13 protein-coding genes are annotated in these 14,825 nt (G+C 40.5%); 12 read left to right on the forward strand and 1 reads right to left on the reverse strand.

The genetic code is table 11. The features are described 5' to 3' along the window. Positions 1-5 precede the first annotated feature (5 nt). Genes BLS24_RS01170 through BLS24_RS01180 form a run of 3 tightly spaced genes read left to right on the forward strand, consistent with a single transcriptional unit; the run spans position 6 to position 3,333 of the window. Positions 6-671 carry a DUF6320 domain-containing protein gene (locus BLS24_RS01170; RefSeq protein WP_091755317.1) on the forward strand — a complete coding sequence of 222 codons (666 nt, stop codon included), beginning with the start codon at positions 6-8 and terminating at the stop codon, positions 669-671. Between the two features lie 8 nt (positions 672-679). Then, a complete protein-coding gene (locus tag BLS24_RS01175) occupies positions 680-1,909 on the forward strand; it encodes a pectin acetylesterase-family hydrolase (protein ID WP_091755320.1) in 1,230 nt (409 codons plus the stop codon). Beyond that, on the forward strand, positions 1,906-3,333 hold the full coding sequence (locus BLS24_RS01180; RefSeq protein WP_091755322.1) for an alpha-L-fucosidase: 1,428 nt from the start codon (positions 1,906-1,908) through the stop codon (positions 3,331-3,333). The genes BLS24_RS01175 and BLS24_RS01180 overlap by 4 nt, the downstream gene beginning before the upstream one ends. 3 nt (positions 3,334-3,336) lie before the next feature. Here the strand turns inward: BLS24_RS01180 and BLS24_RS15180 are convergent, their stop codons facing one another. Continuing rightward, on the reverse strand, positions 3,337-3,507 hold the full coding sequence (locus tag BLS24_RS15180) for a hypothetical protein (RefSeq protein ID WP_176764296.1): 171 nt from the start codon (positions 3,505-3,507) through the stop codon (positions 3,337-3,339). 139 nt (positions 3,508-3,646) lie between these two features. On the opposite strand from BLS24_RS15180, the gene BLS24_RS01185 reads away from it, so the two are divergent. The 9 genes from BLS24_RS01185 (at position 3,647) to asd (ending at position 14,792) form a co-directional block, all read left to right on the forward strand. Then, a complete protein-coding gene (locus BLS24_RS01185) occupies positions 3,647-4,789 on the forward strand; it encodes a hypothetical protein (RefSeq protein WP_091755324.1) in 1,143 nt (380 codons plus the stop codon). An 86-nt stretch (positions 4,790-4,875) separates the two neighbouring features. Further along, a complete protein-coding gene (locus BLS24_RS01190) occupies positions 4,876-5,175 on the forward strand; it encodes a hypothetical protein (RefSeq protein WP_091755326.1) in 300 nt (99 codons plus the stop codon). 144 nt (positions 5,176-5,319) lie between these two features. Further along, on the forward strand, positions 5,320-7,128 hold the full coding sequence (locus BLS24_RS01195; RefSeq protein WP_091755328.1) for a carboxylesterase/lipase family protein: 1,809 nt from the start codon (positions 5,320-5,322) through the stop codon (positions 7,126-7,128). 186 nt (positions 7,129-7,314) lie between these two features. After that, the gene (gene glpK, locus BLS24_RS01200; protein WP_091755330.1) at positions 7,315-8,817 is read left to right on the forward strand and encodes a glycerol kinase GlpK; all 1,503 of its coding nucleotides are present in this window, start codon (positions 7,315-7,317) and stop codon (positions 8,815-8,817) included. A gap of 20 nt (positions 8,818-8,837) precedes the next feature. After that, entirely contained in the window at positions 8,838-10,286 is a 1,449-nt protein-coding gene (locus BLS24_RS01205; protein WP_091755332.1) for an NAD(P)/FAD-dependent oxidoreductase, read from the forward strand. Beyond that, positions 10,283-11,551, forward strand: a complete 1,269-nt coding sequence (locus BLS24_RS01210; RefSeq protein WP_091755334.1) for an NAD(P)/FAD-dependent oxidoreductase — start codon at positions 10,283-10,285, stop codon at positions 11,549-11,551. The genes BLS24_RS01205 and BLS24_RS01210 overlap by 4 nt, the downstream gene beginning before the upstream one ends. Before the next feature lie 11 nt (positions 11,552-11,562). Further along, positions 11,563-11,928 (forward strand): DUF1667 domain-containing protein, encoded by a 366-nt coding sequence (locus BLS24_RS01215; protein WP_091755336.1) that lies wholly within the window; start codon positions 11,563-11,565, stop codon positions 11,926-11,928. Between the two features lie 215 nt (positions 11,929-12,143). Next, complete coding sequence (argH, locus tag BLS24_RS01220; RefSeq protein ID WP_091755338.1) at positions 12,144-13,532, forward strand: argininosuccinate lyase; 1,389 nt, start codon at positions 12,144-12,146, stop codon at positions 13,530-13,532. Positions 13,533-13,706: 174 nt separating this feature from the next. After that, the gene (asd, locus tag BLS24_RS01225) at positions 13,707-14,792 is read left to right on the forward strand and encodes an aspartate-semialdehyde dehydrogenase (RefSeq protein WP_091755340.1); all 1,086 of its coding nucleotides are present in this window, start codon (positions 13,707-13,709) and stop codon (positions 14,790-14,792) included. The last annotated feature ends 33 nt before the right edge of the window (positions 14,793-14,825 follow it).

The raw sequence follows: 14,825 nt of genomic DNA on the forward strand, positions 1-14,825 counted from the left end.
GTAATATGCAGATTTGTCCTAAATGTAAAGTTAATATAAGAGGTAAAAAGAGCTGTTGTCCACTGTGTCAGGGCCAGCTCAAGGAAGTACAGGGTGAGGTTGGTGCTTCTTTTCCTAGCCTCAAAAAGAAAAAGATCAGTAATATAACCTTTATCAAGATGTGCACATTTATTTGCGCATCCTTAGAGATAATATTTGCTGCTATCAATATCATGACCAATAGAGAGTATGCCCCAATAGGTCTTATCATGCTTGGAATACTAGCAGGTTGGGTTACACTTCTTACAACCATGTATCTTAGAAACAACCTCCTTAAGGTCATAACCTGGGAAGTTATCGTAGCTATAATCGTTGATATCTATATTGATGTTAAGACGGGATTTTTGGGATGGTCGATATCCTGGATGGTTCCACTTACACTTATTGGCCTTGCCTTTGCAACTATCATAATTGCCAAGGTCATGAAACTTAGACTTGATGAGTATATTTTGTATATCATCTTTGACCTTTTCATGGCTCTTTTGCAGATCATCTTTATCAGAAATGGCAAGATAGGTCAGCCATGGCCAGCAGCTATCAGTATTGTGGTTTATCTTATCATATTTGTTGGGGTTCTTATCTTTAGGTTCAGAGACCTTAAGGTTGCCTCAGAAAAAATGTTCAATATGTGACGGTTACTATGAGTCTTAAAAACAGATTAAACAGAAAAAACTTAAAACGAGGAATCGTATTTGCCTCCAAGGTTGGAGATTTTGTGGAAAACTCCATTGGAAAAGTGATGGAGGACAAAAATAAGCTTGCAGATGAGATCCCAGAAAAGCCAGAGAACATGAAGTGGTACAGAGTATCCCTTGATAAGGGCTTATCTGGTGACGGTTCTGAGTATTATATCTATGTCAAAAAAGCTGATCCCAAAAAGCTTTGCATCTTCTTTTCAGGCGGCGGTGTAGCCTGGAATGAGTATACTGCTGCAAGGCCTGTTACAGGCGGCAAAGTGGCAGCAGGTCTTCCAAACTACTATTGGAATAATCTAAGACCCTTTACCCAGCTCATGAACATCAATATCGGTATAACTGATATTGCTTCGGACAAGAATCCATTCAAGGACTGGAGCTTTGTGGTCATCACTTATGCCACTGGAGACTTCCATGTTGGCAACAATGATTATCCTTACAAAACTGAAGATGGCAAGGATGATATCCTTCATTTCCATGGCTATGTCAATTTTCTTGAGAGTATGAAGGTGGCAAAAGAGCTGATCCCTGCTCCTGACAAGCTTTTGATAGCAGGTAATTCTGCTGGAGCTTTTGCTGTTCCTGCTCTTGCTGGAGAGATAATAGATGATTATTATCCAAACGCAAGGAGCATAACAGTATTTTCAGATAGTGGCCAGCTCCTATACAAAAACTGGAGAAAAACAGCTAAGAATATATGGCGTTCAAAGGATAGCATTTGGAGATCCATCCATTCAGATAATATTACTTTGGATTGGTACAAAGAACTTTTTAGGAAATATGGAGACAAAATCAGGTATTTATATTCCAGTTCGGACAGAGACTATTTATTAAGTGCCTACTATAATGATATTATCAACAAGAAGTATGAAACTGATCAGGATGTACAGGAAGATTATTATAACCAGTTGATAGAGATGGTACATGAGTTAAAAGAGATAACTCCAGCCTTTGGTATCTTTATTAACAACTGGAAGATACCGCTTATAACCATGGGCGGCACTGTACACACCAGCGTCAGAGAGCTTCACTTTACAGCATTTACCCAGGATGGAATATCCATGGCGAAATGGCTATCAGATGCGGTTGATGGGAAGGTCTACGATGTGGGAATGGATCTTCTTAGCAATAGCAAAAACAAAACTAAAAAGAGAAGGAATTTAGGAAAGAAATGAGTTACACAGCAGATTGGGAATCATTATCAAAGTACACTGTACCACAGTGGTACTCATCATCAAGATTTGGAATCTTTATTCATTTCGGAATCTATAGCGTTCCAGCATTTGGAAACGAGTGGTATTCCAGAAATATGTATATCAAGGATTCAAAAGAGTACGAGCACCATATCAAGACATATGGACCGCACAAGGATTTTGGATACAAGGATTTTATCCCTATGTTCAAGGCAGAGAAATTCAATGCTGACGAGTGGATAGATCTTTTTGTTAAAGCTGGAGCAAAATATGTAGTGCCTGTAGCAGAGCACCATGACGGCTTCCAGATGTATAAGAGTAAGCTTTCTAAGTGGAATGCTTATGAGATGGGACCAAAGGTGGATTACCTTGGAGAGCTCAAAAAGAGCGCTGAGAAGAGAGGTATGCACTTTGGTGCTTCTTCACACAGGATCGAGCACTGGTTCTTTATGAGCAAAGGCCGCGAATTTGAGAGCGATATCAACGACAGCATGACTAAGGATAGCCTCTACTATCCAGCTATGAAGGAGCCTGAAGATCACTATGATCTTTACGCTGAGCCAACACCTACAGCTGAGTTCATGCAGGACTGGCTTGATAGAACAAAGGAGATCATTGATCAGTATCATCCTGAGGTTCTTTACTTTGACTGGTGGATCCAGGAAGCTTGCCTTAAGCCATATCTTAGAGAGATGGCAGCGTATTACTACAATGAGATGGAGAAGATCGGCAAGGTTGGTGTTATCAACTACAAGCACGATGCATTCCCATTTGGTGTTGCTGTACCTGACGTTGAGAGAGGTCAGCTTGCAACTGCTCAGCCATTTGTATGGCAGACAGATACTGCTATCGGCAGAAGATCATGGTGCTACATTGAAGACAACGATTACAAGGGACCAGAGGAGATCATCTGCAACCTTTGCGACGCTGTAGCCAAGAACGGTAATATGCTTCTTAACGTTGGACCTAAATCTGATGGAACAATTTCAGAAGAAGACAAAAAGACTCTTCTTGGAATTGGTGAGTGGCTTTCAAAGAACGGCGATGCTATCTATGAGAGTAAGCCATTTAGATTTGCTGAAGAGGGACCTACAAAGGCAGCAGGCGGACAGTTCACTGACAAGAAAAAGATCGAGTATACACCAGAAGACTTTAGATTTACAGTGGCTAAGGGAAATCTCTATGTTACAGCACTTAAGTGCTCAGACAGTGGAGAATATGTTGTAAGATCTCTTGGAATTGAAAAAGAAGCCGCTAGTTCAAACGGCTTCTCAGGAATTATCAAGAATATTAGTGTACTGGCTGATGGCTCATCAGTAGCTTTCGAAAGAAAGGAAGATGGCCTTCATATGAAGACTGACTTTAGAAGTGATATGCCAGTAGTATTCAAGCTTGAAATGCTTTAATACTTAATCTACAAAACAGGCTTCGATCTGCGCTTCGTAGTCTTCACGAAGGAACTCTGGAATATCATATTCATCAAGAGCTTCCTGAACAGACCAATGCTCATTAGCCATGGAACGAAGAATGCTGCGGATGATTCGTAGATCTGAAGCCTCCAAAGTTGCAACACTGTTCATATACACACCCTCCTCAATACTAAATACAGATAATTCTTTAACTACAATATATTGTAGTATAAAAAAATATTGATACAAGTATTGACATTTTAGAGTGAATTGTTTTTGTAAATTATGCACAGAAAACGAGGGGTATTCTATGCAGATGCTTGTAGTAGCAATTGTGCTTTCTATTTGCGGACTTTTATCATCTTTTATATTGATCGGTATATTTCCATCGATCATATCTTTTGCACTGAGTATTTATTGCCTTTCAAAGGAAAAGACTATAAATACAGTCAGAGCTCTTTTGATGTCCCTTGTGGGCATCTTAGTTCCAATAATAATGTATCTAAATACTTTTGGCCTTCACCTTCCATATGACAAGGGTGAAGGCTATGGAGCTTTCAAGCAGATCCTCTATGACAACTATAGCAATTTCGGTTTCGATATGTCTTTTATGGTAAAAGACTATAAGACTATAGATGAGCAGGTGGCGGTAACTGCAGCTACATCTAATGATGGAATCTATTATGTAAGTGACGGCGTAGTTCAGGATGAACCTGGGTATAACGAGATCGTAACTACAGAAGCTGATAGTAGCGAGTCTTCTCTTGATAACAGTAAATACCCTGAATCAATATTCGAGAGCTTTGAAGATATAGAAAAAGAATATGAAACTACTGCAAAAAGTACAGAGATAGGAGCTTCTGACGATGATATGCCATCTTACGGTGGTCTTCCAGTGGGAACTCTTATCGTGGCTCAGTACTTTAGAGAAGATGATCACAACTGCAATCCAGTGCTGGTCCTTCAAAATAAGACAGGGGACCTTTGCAGATACGAGTGCATATTTACAGCTCGTGACAAAGACGGTAACGAAATTGCTACTTCAGAACGAACTTCAGAGGTAGTACCTGACGGAGCCAAGTTCGTAATAGAAGGTCGCTTTGACAAATCAGAACTTGGCGGCATCTTACCTTCAATGTACGAATTTACCATCAGCAAGCGAACCCCTTACGAAAAGGATGTAACCGAAGATGTTTACGTCTACACCAAAATTGATGGTAATTCCGTCATCCTTGCAGCGGAAAACCCAACTTCCCTCAAAGTTAAAGTTGATGCCTACGTCCTTTTCTTTGACGGAGACGAACTAGTTGATTGCATCTGGCTCATCCCCAGCAACAAAGACGAAGTATGCATCACCCCTGGTTCCATAGGCACCATAAAAGGAGATGCCTACTATCGTTTCGACCGCATCGAAACTTATTACACCGCCTACGAAGCCGTCGAAACCCGTTAATAATAAAGGGGTAAAAAGACGTGGATTTATGGTGTGAAAAGGGGGTATAATGAGAGGGAGAGATGGTAGTTTTTTAGGAGGGTGCTATGACGATAGGTAGAGAGGACCTTATACATTCACTTGCTAAATCTATGGGAGTTGGGGAAGCGCAGAAGTCTAAGTATACTTCTGGCAAATATAATGTGGACAGTGGTACTATTTTTACCAATGGTCATGTTATTACTAGAGTAACTATTGATCAGGCCAAGCAGTACTTTACAACTCAGTATAGAAAGCTTGCAAGCAAGGATGATGAAGGTGCGAGAGATATGGCTGCCCTTTATGAAGTTGCTATGGAAGCCATTAATATGATGGTGGAAAGTGGAGTGAAGCCTGACGGACAGTAAGTTACGTAAGCTTAAAAAAAGCATCCTAAAAAATATTTAGCACAATTTAATTTTATGCATTGATTTCTTCTGCGGATAGGTATACACTTTTGCTATAACGATCCGCAGATTTTTTTTGAAGTGTTTTGAAATGAGGATATGCATATGGGATTTACGATTAGTGTAATAATAGTATCACTGCTATATTTGGCACTTTTGGAATTATCTAAGAATATGATCATTGGCTGGTGCCTTGCTCTTATTGGAATAGTGCTTATGTTTGTTTGCAGAGCATATTTTATGAAAAAGGACAAATATGACAAAAAGCGCATGGCCTTAATGTGGGTTATTTTTATTTCTTATCTAATGATCAACTATTTATTTACAGGACCTGAGGAAAAGAGGGTTCCGGCTGTTGATAATAAGAATCCTGATGTGACAGAAGTTGTTCATGTAGCATCTGGAGACATTACAGGAGTTTACAATGAAGATCATTCAGTAAGAGTGTTTGCTGGAATCCCTTATGCCGAAGCTCCTGTTGGAGAGCTTAGGTTTAGAGAGCCTGTAACAAAAAAGCCCTGGGATGGAGTTTTAGCCTGTGACAGCTTTGGACCAATGGCGATGCAGCCAAGAAATGCCGTTATTTACGATTCTTTATCCACGATCATTGGTTATCATGATTATAAAGTTAGATTTGGTGATGAGTATGTAGAACCTATGAGTGAAGACTGTCTGTATCTTAATGTTTACGCACCTGAGAAAGGTGATGAACTTAAGCCGGTAGTATTCTATATCCACGGAGGTTCATTAAATACAGGCCAGTCTTACTATACAGAATACAGAGGCGAGACCTTTGCAAAAGAGGGTGTGATATTTGTTAACTTTGCATATCGCCTAGGACCATTTGGATATTACGCAGCTGATGACTTAAAGGCTGAATCAGAAAATGGAACAACTGGTAACTACGGACTTCTTGATCAGATAGCAGCTCTTAAGTGGGTTTACGACAATATCGAAGCCTTTGGCGGTGACAAAAACAAGATCACTATAGCTGGAGAGTCAGCAGGCTCATCAAGTGTTAACGCTCTTTGTGTATCACCATTAACTGAAGGTTTATTTAGATATGCTATTGCTGAGTCAAGTTCTATCCTGGCTAAAAAGCCTTTTCACACCTTTAGAACCTATGAAGAGGCCATAGAACAGGGAGATATCCTTAGAAAAGAGCTTGGGGTAGCTTCATCAGCTGAGCTTAGAAGCATAAGCGCTGACAAGCTCCTTAGTACATCTTCCAAGAACACAGCAATGACAATCGATGGCTATGCAATAAACGAGATGCCTTATCTTACCTATGAGAAGGGTAATAATCACGAGAAAGCTCTTTTACATGGTTTTAATGCAAAAGAAGCTGATGTGTTCATGCTAAATATCAAAGCTACCAGAGATAACTACGAGGAACTCATAGCAGAAGAGATTGGAGATTATGCAAAGGAAATGGCGGAGGTTGTGCCATGGAATCTGCCTCCAAGGGATGACCATATCGCAATTGATGCTCTTGGTGAAGCCAAGGGAGCACTTAATACCGTTTATAGTGCACTATGGTTTAGTTATTCTCATCATGTATGGAATAGATATGAAGTAACTCTTGGAATTCCAAGCTATGAATATTACTTCACTAAGAGAAATGGCAGTCTTACCAACTATCACGCAGGAGAACTACCCTATGCCTACGGTAATCTATATAGACACCCAGGTCTATATGACGAAGACGACTACAAGCTTTCAGAAATGATGGTGGGGTACTGGACTAATTTTGCCAAAACAGGAGATCCAAATGGAGAAGGGCTTCCTACCTGGGAGATGAGAACTGCTATCCAGACTAAGGTTTTAGAGCTTGGAGATACAGTTCAGATGGTTGATGATCCAAATGAAAAGATCTATGAAGTGATAGATAAGTATCAATCAAACGAAAACTAAAATTTCTATATCAGTTTCCAACAAAAAGCATATTAAAATCCTGTGCACAATGCACAAAAATAGAGTGCTATATTTGTGAAACTATTGTAAAATGCACAAAAAAGCTATATTATTAAAGAGCAAAGAAGATTCTTTTCTTTGCTCTTTTTTCTTAAAAGAAACTAGTTATGGTAAGGGAGTTATAAAATGGCAAAGTACATAATGGCATTGGATTCAGGCACAACAAGCAACAGATGTATTCTGTTTGATCAAAAAGGGGAGATCTGTTCTTGTGCCCAGAAGGAATTCACACAGTTTTTTCCTCAGCCTGGTTGGGTTGAGCACGATGCTAGCGAGATTTGGCAGACACAGCTGTCTGTAGCCCGTGAGGCCATGAACAAGATCGATGCAAGCTTCGAAGATATAGCGGCTATTGGCATTACTAATCAGCGTGAGACTGTTATTGTATGGGATAGAAAAACTGGACAGCCTATTTCTCATGCTATTGTTTGGCAGTGCCGCAGAACAGCGGACTTTGCAGAAAAGATGAAAAAAGAAGTTCCTGGAATCGTAGAGAAATTCCAGTGCAAGACAGGACTTAAATTCGATCCATATTTTTCAGGAACCAAGATCAGATGGATCCTTGATAATGTGGATGGAGCAAGAGCTAGAGCAGAGAGAGGTGAGCTTTGCTTTGGAACTGTAGATTCCTGGCTTATTTATAAGCTCACGAAGGGGAAGGTTCATGTGACAGATTATTCTAATGCCTCAAGAACGCTTCTTTTTAATATCAATACCCTTGAATGGGATAAAGAGCTCTGTGATCTTTTAGATATTCCAATGAGCATGCTTCCAGAAGTTAAGCCATCTAGCTGTGTATATGGTGAGACTGATCCTGAATTCTTTGGAGGACCTGTGAAGATAGCAGGTGCTGCAGGAGATCAGCAGTCTGCTTTGTTTGGACAGACATGCTTTTCTGAAGGCGACGCCAAGAACACCTATGGAACAGGTTGTTTCATGCTGATGAACACTGGTGATAAGCCTATCTATTCTAAAAATGATCTTTTGACAACGATCGCATGGGGAATTGATGGAAAGGTGACCTATGCAATCGAAGGCTCAGTATATGTGGCTGGTGCTGCAATACAGTGGCTTAGAGACGAGCTTAGAGTAATTGACTCTTCTCCAGATTCAGAATATTTTGCAACTCAGGTAAAAGATACCAATGGTTGCTACGTTGTGCCAGCATTCACAGGTCTTGGTGCTCCATATTGGGATCCTTATGCAAGAGGTGCCATTGTAGGTCTTACAAGAGGTGTCAACAAATATCACATCATAAGGGCAACGCTTGAGTCTCTGGCATTCCAGACAGCAGATGTATTAAAGGCTATGGAACTTGATACAGGCAGAAAGCTTACAAGACTTAGAGTAGACGGCGGAGCTTCCAAGAATAATTTCCTGATGCAGTTCCAGTCAGATATCATCGATACTGACGTCCTTAGACCATCCTGCGTTGAGACAACAGCTATGGGTGCTGCATACCTTGCAGGACTTGCAGTGGGTTACTGGAAAAGCAAAGAGGATGTATTAAATAACTGGTCCATAGACAAGGAGTTTAAGAGTACTATGGACTCAGAAAAGAGAGAAAAAGAGCTTCGCGGCTGGAAGCAGGCAGTTGCTTCTACAAGAGGCTGGGCAAAAGAAATCTGATAAGAAGGTAGGGGATAGATATGTTAGACGTAATAGTTATAGGAGCGGGGGTATCTGGCTGTGCTGTTGCTAGAGAACTTTCCAGATACGATATAAATGTTTGCGTCCTAGAAAAATGTAGTGATGTATGTGAGGGAACGTCCAAGGCAAACTCAGCCATTGTACATGCTGGATTTGATGCTGCTGAAGGCTCTCTTATGGCTAAGCTAAATGTAGAAGGAAATGAGATGATGGATCAGCTGTCCAAAGATCTTGATATTCCTTTTAAGAGAAATGGCTCAATGGTCGTATGTGTTCACAAGGAAGAGCTTGATGGACTTAAGGTTTTGTATGAAAGAGGCGTAAAAAACGGAGTTAAAGGCCTTAAGCTTTTGTCAAAAGAAGAAGCATTAGAGCTTGAGCCAAATCTTTCTGACAATGTGGAAGGAGCTCTTTTAGCTCCAACTGGTGGAATCATCTGCCCATTTGAACTTAACATCGCCATGGCAGAAAATGCCAACGTAAACGGCGTAGAGTTCAGACTCAACACTGAAGTAGAAGATATCAAAAAAGATGCAGATGGAATCTGGCATGTTAGAGCTAATAATGGCGAGTATAAAGCAAGATACATTGTAAATGCAGCAGGTGTCTATGCTGACAAGATCCACAACATGGTAAGCGCTGACAAGATGCATATCATAGAGAGACGAGGCGATTACTGCCTTCTTGATAAAGAGGTTGGAAGCTATGTTTCTCATACAATATTCCCACAGCCAACTAAGTATGGTAAGGGCGTTTTAGTAACACCTACAGTACACGGTAATCTTCTTGTGGGACCAACAGCTATCGACATAGAAAAAAAGGAAGGAAATAACACAACTCAGGAAGGCCTTGATGCCGTTATTTCCAAGGCTTCTGAGAATGTCAAAAACCTTCCTATGAGAAATGTCATTACTTCTTTTGCAGGACTTCGTGCTCACCTTGAAAGACACGAGTTCGTAATAGAAGAAGTTAAGGATGCACCTTGCTTTATTGATGTAGCAGGAATTGAATCACCAGGTCTTTCTGCTTCACCTGCTATCGGCAAGATGGTGGGCGATATGCTAAAAGAAAAGATGGGCTTAAAAGAAAAGGCTGGCTGGATCAGCACTAGAAAGGGCGTAAAGTCTACAGAAGGCCTTTCTATTGAAGAGATGAATGCTCTTATAAAAGAAAATCCTGCATATGGAAACATCATCTGCAGATGCGAGATGGTTACTGAAGGCGAGATTCTAGATGCTATCCACAGACCACTTGGTGCCAGAACTCTTGACGGCGTTAAGCGCAGAACAAGAGCTGGAATGGGTAGATGTCAGGCTGGATTTTGCAGTCCTAGAACAATGGAGATTCTTCACAGGGAGCTTGATCTTCCTTACGAAAAGATCACAAAGAGCGGCGGAAAGTCCAATATCGTGATCGAGAGAACTAAAGGGGAGGAAAGCGAAGCATGAAGACATACGATATCGTAATAGTAGGCGGTGGTCCTGCTGGACTTGCTGCCGCAGTAGCTGCAAAAGAAGCAGGAAATGACAGTATTTTGATTCTTGAAAGAGACCACGAGCTTGGTGGAATCTTAAATCAGTGCATTCACAACGGTTTTGGCCTTCATACCTTCAAAGAAGAGCTTACAGGACCAGAGTATGCATATAGATTTATCAAGCAGGTTCTTGATCTTGGTATCGAGTACAAGCTTAATACCATGGTTATGGACATTGCTGCAGACAAGACTGTAACAGCTATGAACAGAGAAGATGGAATGTTCCAGATTCCTGCCAAAGCAGTTATCCTTGCTATGGGCTGCAGAGAAAGACCTAGAGGAGCTTTGAATATTCCAGGCTATAGACCTGCAGGTATCTTCTCAGCTGGTACAGCTCAGAGACTTGTAAATATCGAAGGCTACATGCCTGGAAGAGAAGTAGTTATCCTGGGATCAGGTGATATCGGACTTATCATGGCCCGCAGAATGACACTTGAAGGCGCTAAGGTCAAGGTTGTAGCAGAGCTTATGCCATATTCAGGAGGACTTAAGAGAAATATCGTTCAGTGTCTTGATGACTACAAAATTCCACTTAAGCTCTCCCATACAGTAGTTGATATTGAGGGAAAAGAGCATGTGACAGCAGTTACTATTGCTGAAGTTGGCCCAGACAGAAAGCCTATTCCTGGAACAGAAGAAAGGTATACCTGCGATACGCTTTTACTTTCCTGCGGACTTATTCCAGAAAACGAGCTATCAAGATCAGCTGGAGTTAAGATGAGCCCTGTAACATCAGGTCCTATAGTAAATGAATCTCTTGAGACTAATATTCCTGGAGTGTTTGCCTGCGGAAATGTTCTTCATGTTCATGATCTTGTAGACTATGTTTCTGAAGAAGCAAAAAGAGCTGGACAGAACGCTGTTAAGTACATAAATAGCGGTTGCAAGGAAGGTTCAAATGAAGAGGTTATCGAAATAGTTGCTACAGAAGGCGCAAGATATACAGTGCCAAGCACTATCGATCTTGGTAGAATGGATGATCTTTTAACAGTAAGATTTAGAGTTGGTGATGTTTACAAGAACTCTTTTGTAAGTGTGTACTTTGATGATGAGAGAGTCTTCCACAATCAAAAGAGGATCATGGCTCCTGGTGAGATGGAACAGATAATCCTTCGAAAGAGCCAGCTAGAAGAACATGATGGCCTTAAGAAGATTACTGTAAAGATTGAGAAAGAGTGAGGTGGTAAACTATGGAAAAAAGAGAATTAACCTGTATCGGATGCCCTATGGGATGCCAGCTCACAGTAACAATGGATGGCGGCGAAGTAACTGAAGTTACAGGAAATACATGCCAAAAGGGTGATATCTACGCAAGAAAAGAAGTAGTAAATCCTACAAGAATCGTTACAAGTACTATCAGGATAACAGGCGGAGACAAAGAGAGAATATCAGTTAAAACGGCAAGCGATATTCCTAAGGATAAGATCTTTGACGTTATGAAGGATATTGACGCTGCAGTTGTTGCTGCACCAGCCCATATTGGAGACGTTCTTGTAAAAAACGTCGCTGGAACAGGTGTTGACGTCATCGCCACCAGAAACGTAGAGATTGCCTAAATATAAATAAAAAAGCATTATTCATAAAAATGTCCGCCTAGTGCGGACATTTGTCTTTGTGTACAAATATAAATTCTATGCTTCCAAATATTTGTTAAATATTAACTGATTTTTTGGGGTTTCATATTTGTTAAATGTGGGCTATAATTTTTTAAGACTTTAATTTGTCAAAGTGAATATTTAATCATTATATATACAAATATGGAGATGGAGAAATGGCACAGCTTTGGGGCGGAAGATTTACAGGAAGTATAAATGAACTTGCTTGGGATTTTAATGCATCAATTACTTTTGATAAGAGATTTTTAGAAGTCGATGTCAGAGGTAGTAAGGCTCATGCCACTATGCTTGCAAAGCAGGGCATTATCTCTGAAGCTGAAAAGGATCAGATAGTAAAAGGCCTAGACAGCATCTTAGAGGATGTTAAGGCTGGTAAGCTTGAGATCACCACCAAATACGAAGATATCCACAGTTTCCTAGAAGCTAACTTAATAGACAGGATCGGCGATGCCGGCAAGAAGGTTCATACAGGACGCAGCAGAAATGATCAGGTTGCTCTTGATATGAGACTTTATGCTAGAAATGAGATCGAGCACACAGCAGATCTTTTAAAAGAGACATTAAAGGTCTTAAACGGTATCATGGAATCTAATATTGATACCTACATGCCTGGCTTTACACACCTTCAGAAGGCTCAGCCAGTTACTTTGGCACACCATGTAGGTGCATATTTTGAAATGTTCAAAAGAGACCTTTTAAGGATGAAGGATATCAGAAACCGCATGAACTATTGTCCTTTAGGAGCAGGAGCTCTTGCTGGCACAACTTATCCACTTGATAGAGAATATACAGCGCAGCTACTTGATTTCTACGGACCAACCCTTAACAGCATGGATTCAGTGTCAGATAGAGATTATCTCATTGAGTATTTATCAGCTCTTTCTACTATCATGATGCATTTATCAAGATTTAGCGAAGAGATCATCATCTGGAATTCCAATGAATACAGATTTGTAATTATCGACGATGCTTATTCCACAGGCTCAAGTATCATGCCTCAGAAAAAGAATCCTGATATTGCGGAACTTGTAAGAGGTAAGACTGGACGTGTTTACGGCGACCTCATGTCACTTCTTACAACTATGAAGGGCATTCCTCTTGCTTATAACAAAGATATGCAGGAAGACAAAGAGGCAGCATTTGATGCCATAGATACTGTGGATAACTGCCTTACTCTTTTCACAGATATGCTCAGAACTCTTAAGTTCAACAAAGACAACATGGAAAAGAGTGCCATGATGGGCTTTACTAACGCAACTGACGCAGCAGATTACCTTGTTAAAAAAGGTCTTCCATTTAGAGATGCTCATTCAGTCATTGGCAGATTAGTCCTTGCCTGCATCGACAAAAACTGCGCCATCGATGACCTTAGTTTGGAAGAATTAAAGACCTTCTCAGATCTTTTTGAAGATGACATTTACGACGCAATCAGTTTAAAGACCTGTGTTGAAAAGAGATTAACTATCGGCGCGCCAAGTAGTGACTCTATTAAAAAGGTTATTAAAGAAAATATCGATTTTATCGCATCTTTTTCTATATTATAATCATTTTTGATATCGTACATAAACATTTTGGAAGTATATAATGAACCAAAACGATTTATTTTTCGTGTCTTAGTGCTTCGTTATATTTAATCTACCTCACGAAAAATATCGGAGTTTTGGGCATTATATACTTCTAAAATGTTATTTCAAAACCTAAAGGAGGAGTATTTTATTATGAGTGACAAGTTGAAGGTAGCGGTTCTTGGTGGAACTGGAATGGTTGGACAGAGATTCATTGATATTATCAAGGATCATCCATGGTTTGAGGTTACAACTATCGCAGCTAGCCCTAGAAGTGCTGGACAGACTTATGAAGAGGCTGTTGGTAAGAGATGGAAGATGGATGACCCTATTCCTGAATCTGTAAAGAATATTGTTATCAAAGACGTTACTGATGTTAAGGGCGTTTCTGAGGATGTTGACTTTGTTCTTTCAGCTGTAAATATGTCTAAGGACGAGATCAAGGCAATCGAAGAAGAGTACGCTAGGACTGAGACTCCTGTTGTTTCAAATAACAGTGCTCACAGATGGACTCCAGATGTTCCTATGATCATTCCTGAGATCAACCCAGAGCACATGGATGTTATCGAGTTCCAGAAAAAGAGACTTAGCACTCAGAAGGGTTTCATTGCTGTTAAGCCTAACTGTTCAATCCAGAGCTATACACCAGCTCTTACAGCTTGGAAAGAGTTTGAGCCATACGAAGTAGTTGCTACAACATATCAGGCTATTTCAGGTGCTGGCAAGAACTTTGAAGAGTGGCCAGAGATGGTTGGAAACGTTATTCCTTTCATTTCAGGTGAGGAAGAGAAGTCAGAAAAAGAGCCACTTAGAATCTGGGGTAAGATTGAAAACGGCGTGATCGTTCCAGCTGATGATGTTAAGATCACATGCCAGTGCATCAGAATTCCAGTTCTTTATGGTCATACTGCAGCTGCATTTGTTAAGTTCAAGAAGAACCCTACAAAGGAACAGCTCATCGAAAAGCTCGAGAACTTTGCAGGACTTCCACAGAAGCTCCAGCTTCCTAGCGCTCCAAAGCAGTTCATACAGTACATGCAGGAAGATAACAGACCTCAGATCACTCTTGATGTTAATTATGAGAATGGTATGGGTGTCAGCATCGGAAGACTTCGCGAAGATACAATCTATGATTGGAAGTTTGTAGGTCTTTCACACAATACTCTTCGTGGCGCAGCAGGTGGCGCAGTAGAGTGTGCAGAACTTCTCAAGGCTAGCGGATACATCAACAAGAAGTGATTTTTTCGGGAATAGTTCCCAGGAAAAGAACTT

Origin of the sequence: Butyrivibrio sp. INlla18 (genome assembly GCF_900103635.1) — a bacterium.
In the GTDB taxonomy this organism is placed as follows: Bacteria; Bacillota; Clostridia; order Lachnospirales; family Lachnospiraceae; genus Butyrivibrio.

Excerpts from the sequence above, each read along its gene's own strand:
- asd (WP_091755340.1), top strand. The coding sequence starts at position 13,707 with ATGAGTGACAAGTTGAAGGTAGCGGTTCTTGGTGGAACTGGAATGGTT.
- BLS24_RS01215 (WP_091755336.1), top strand. The coding sequence starts at position 11,563 with ATGGAAAAAAGAGAATTAACCTGTATCGGATGCCCTATGGGATGCCAG.
- BLS24_RS01195 (WP_091755328.1), top strand. The coding sequence starts at position 5,320 with ATGGGATTTACGATTAGTGTAATAATAGTATCACTGCTATATTTGGCA.
- BLS24_RS01190 (WP_091755326.1), top strand. The coding sequence starts at position 4,876 with ATGACGATAGGTAGAGAGGACCTTATACATTCACTTGCTAAATCTATG.
- argH (WP_091755338.1), top strand. The coding sequence starts at position 12,144 with ATGGCACAGCTTTGGGGCGGAAGATTTACAGGAAGTATAAATGAACTT.
- BLS24_RS01205 (WP_091755332.1), top strand. The coding sequence starts at position 8,838 with ATGTTAGACGTAATAGTTATAGGAGCGGGGGTATCTGGCTGTGCTGTT.
- BLS24_RS01175 (WP_091755320.1), top strand. The coding sequence starts at position 680 with ATGAGTCTTAAAAACAGATTAAACAGAAAAAACTTAAAACGAGGAATC.
- glpK (WP_091755330.1), top strand. The coding sequence starts at position 7,315 with ATGGCAAAGTACATAATGGCATTGGATTCAGGCACAACAAGCAACAGA.
- BLS24_RS15180 (WP_176764296.1), bottom strand. The coding sequence starts at position 3,507 with ATGAACAGTGTTGCAACTTTGGAGGCTTCAGATCTACGAATCATCCGC.
- BLS24_RS01210 (WP_091755334.1), top strand. The coding sequence starts at position 10,283 with ATGAAGACATACGATATCGTAATAGTAGGCGGTGGTCCTGCTGGACTT.
- BLS24_RS01170 (WP_091755317.1), top strand. The coding sequence starts at position 6 with ATGCAGATTTGTCCTAAATGTAAAGTTAATATAAGAGGTAAAAAGAGC.
- BLS24_RS01185 (WP_091755324.1), top strand. The coding sequence starts at position 3,647 with ATGCAGATGCTTGTAGTAGCAATTGTGCTTTCTATTTGCGGACTTTTA.
- BLS24_RS01180 (WP_091755322.1), top strand. The coding sequence starts at position 1,906 with ATGAGTTACACAGCAGATTGGGAATCATTATCAAAGTACACTGTACCA.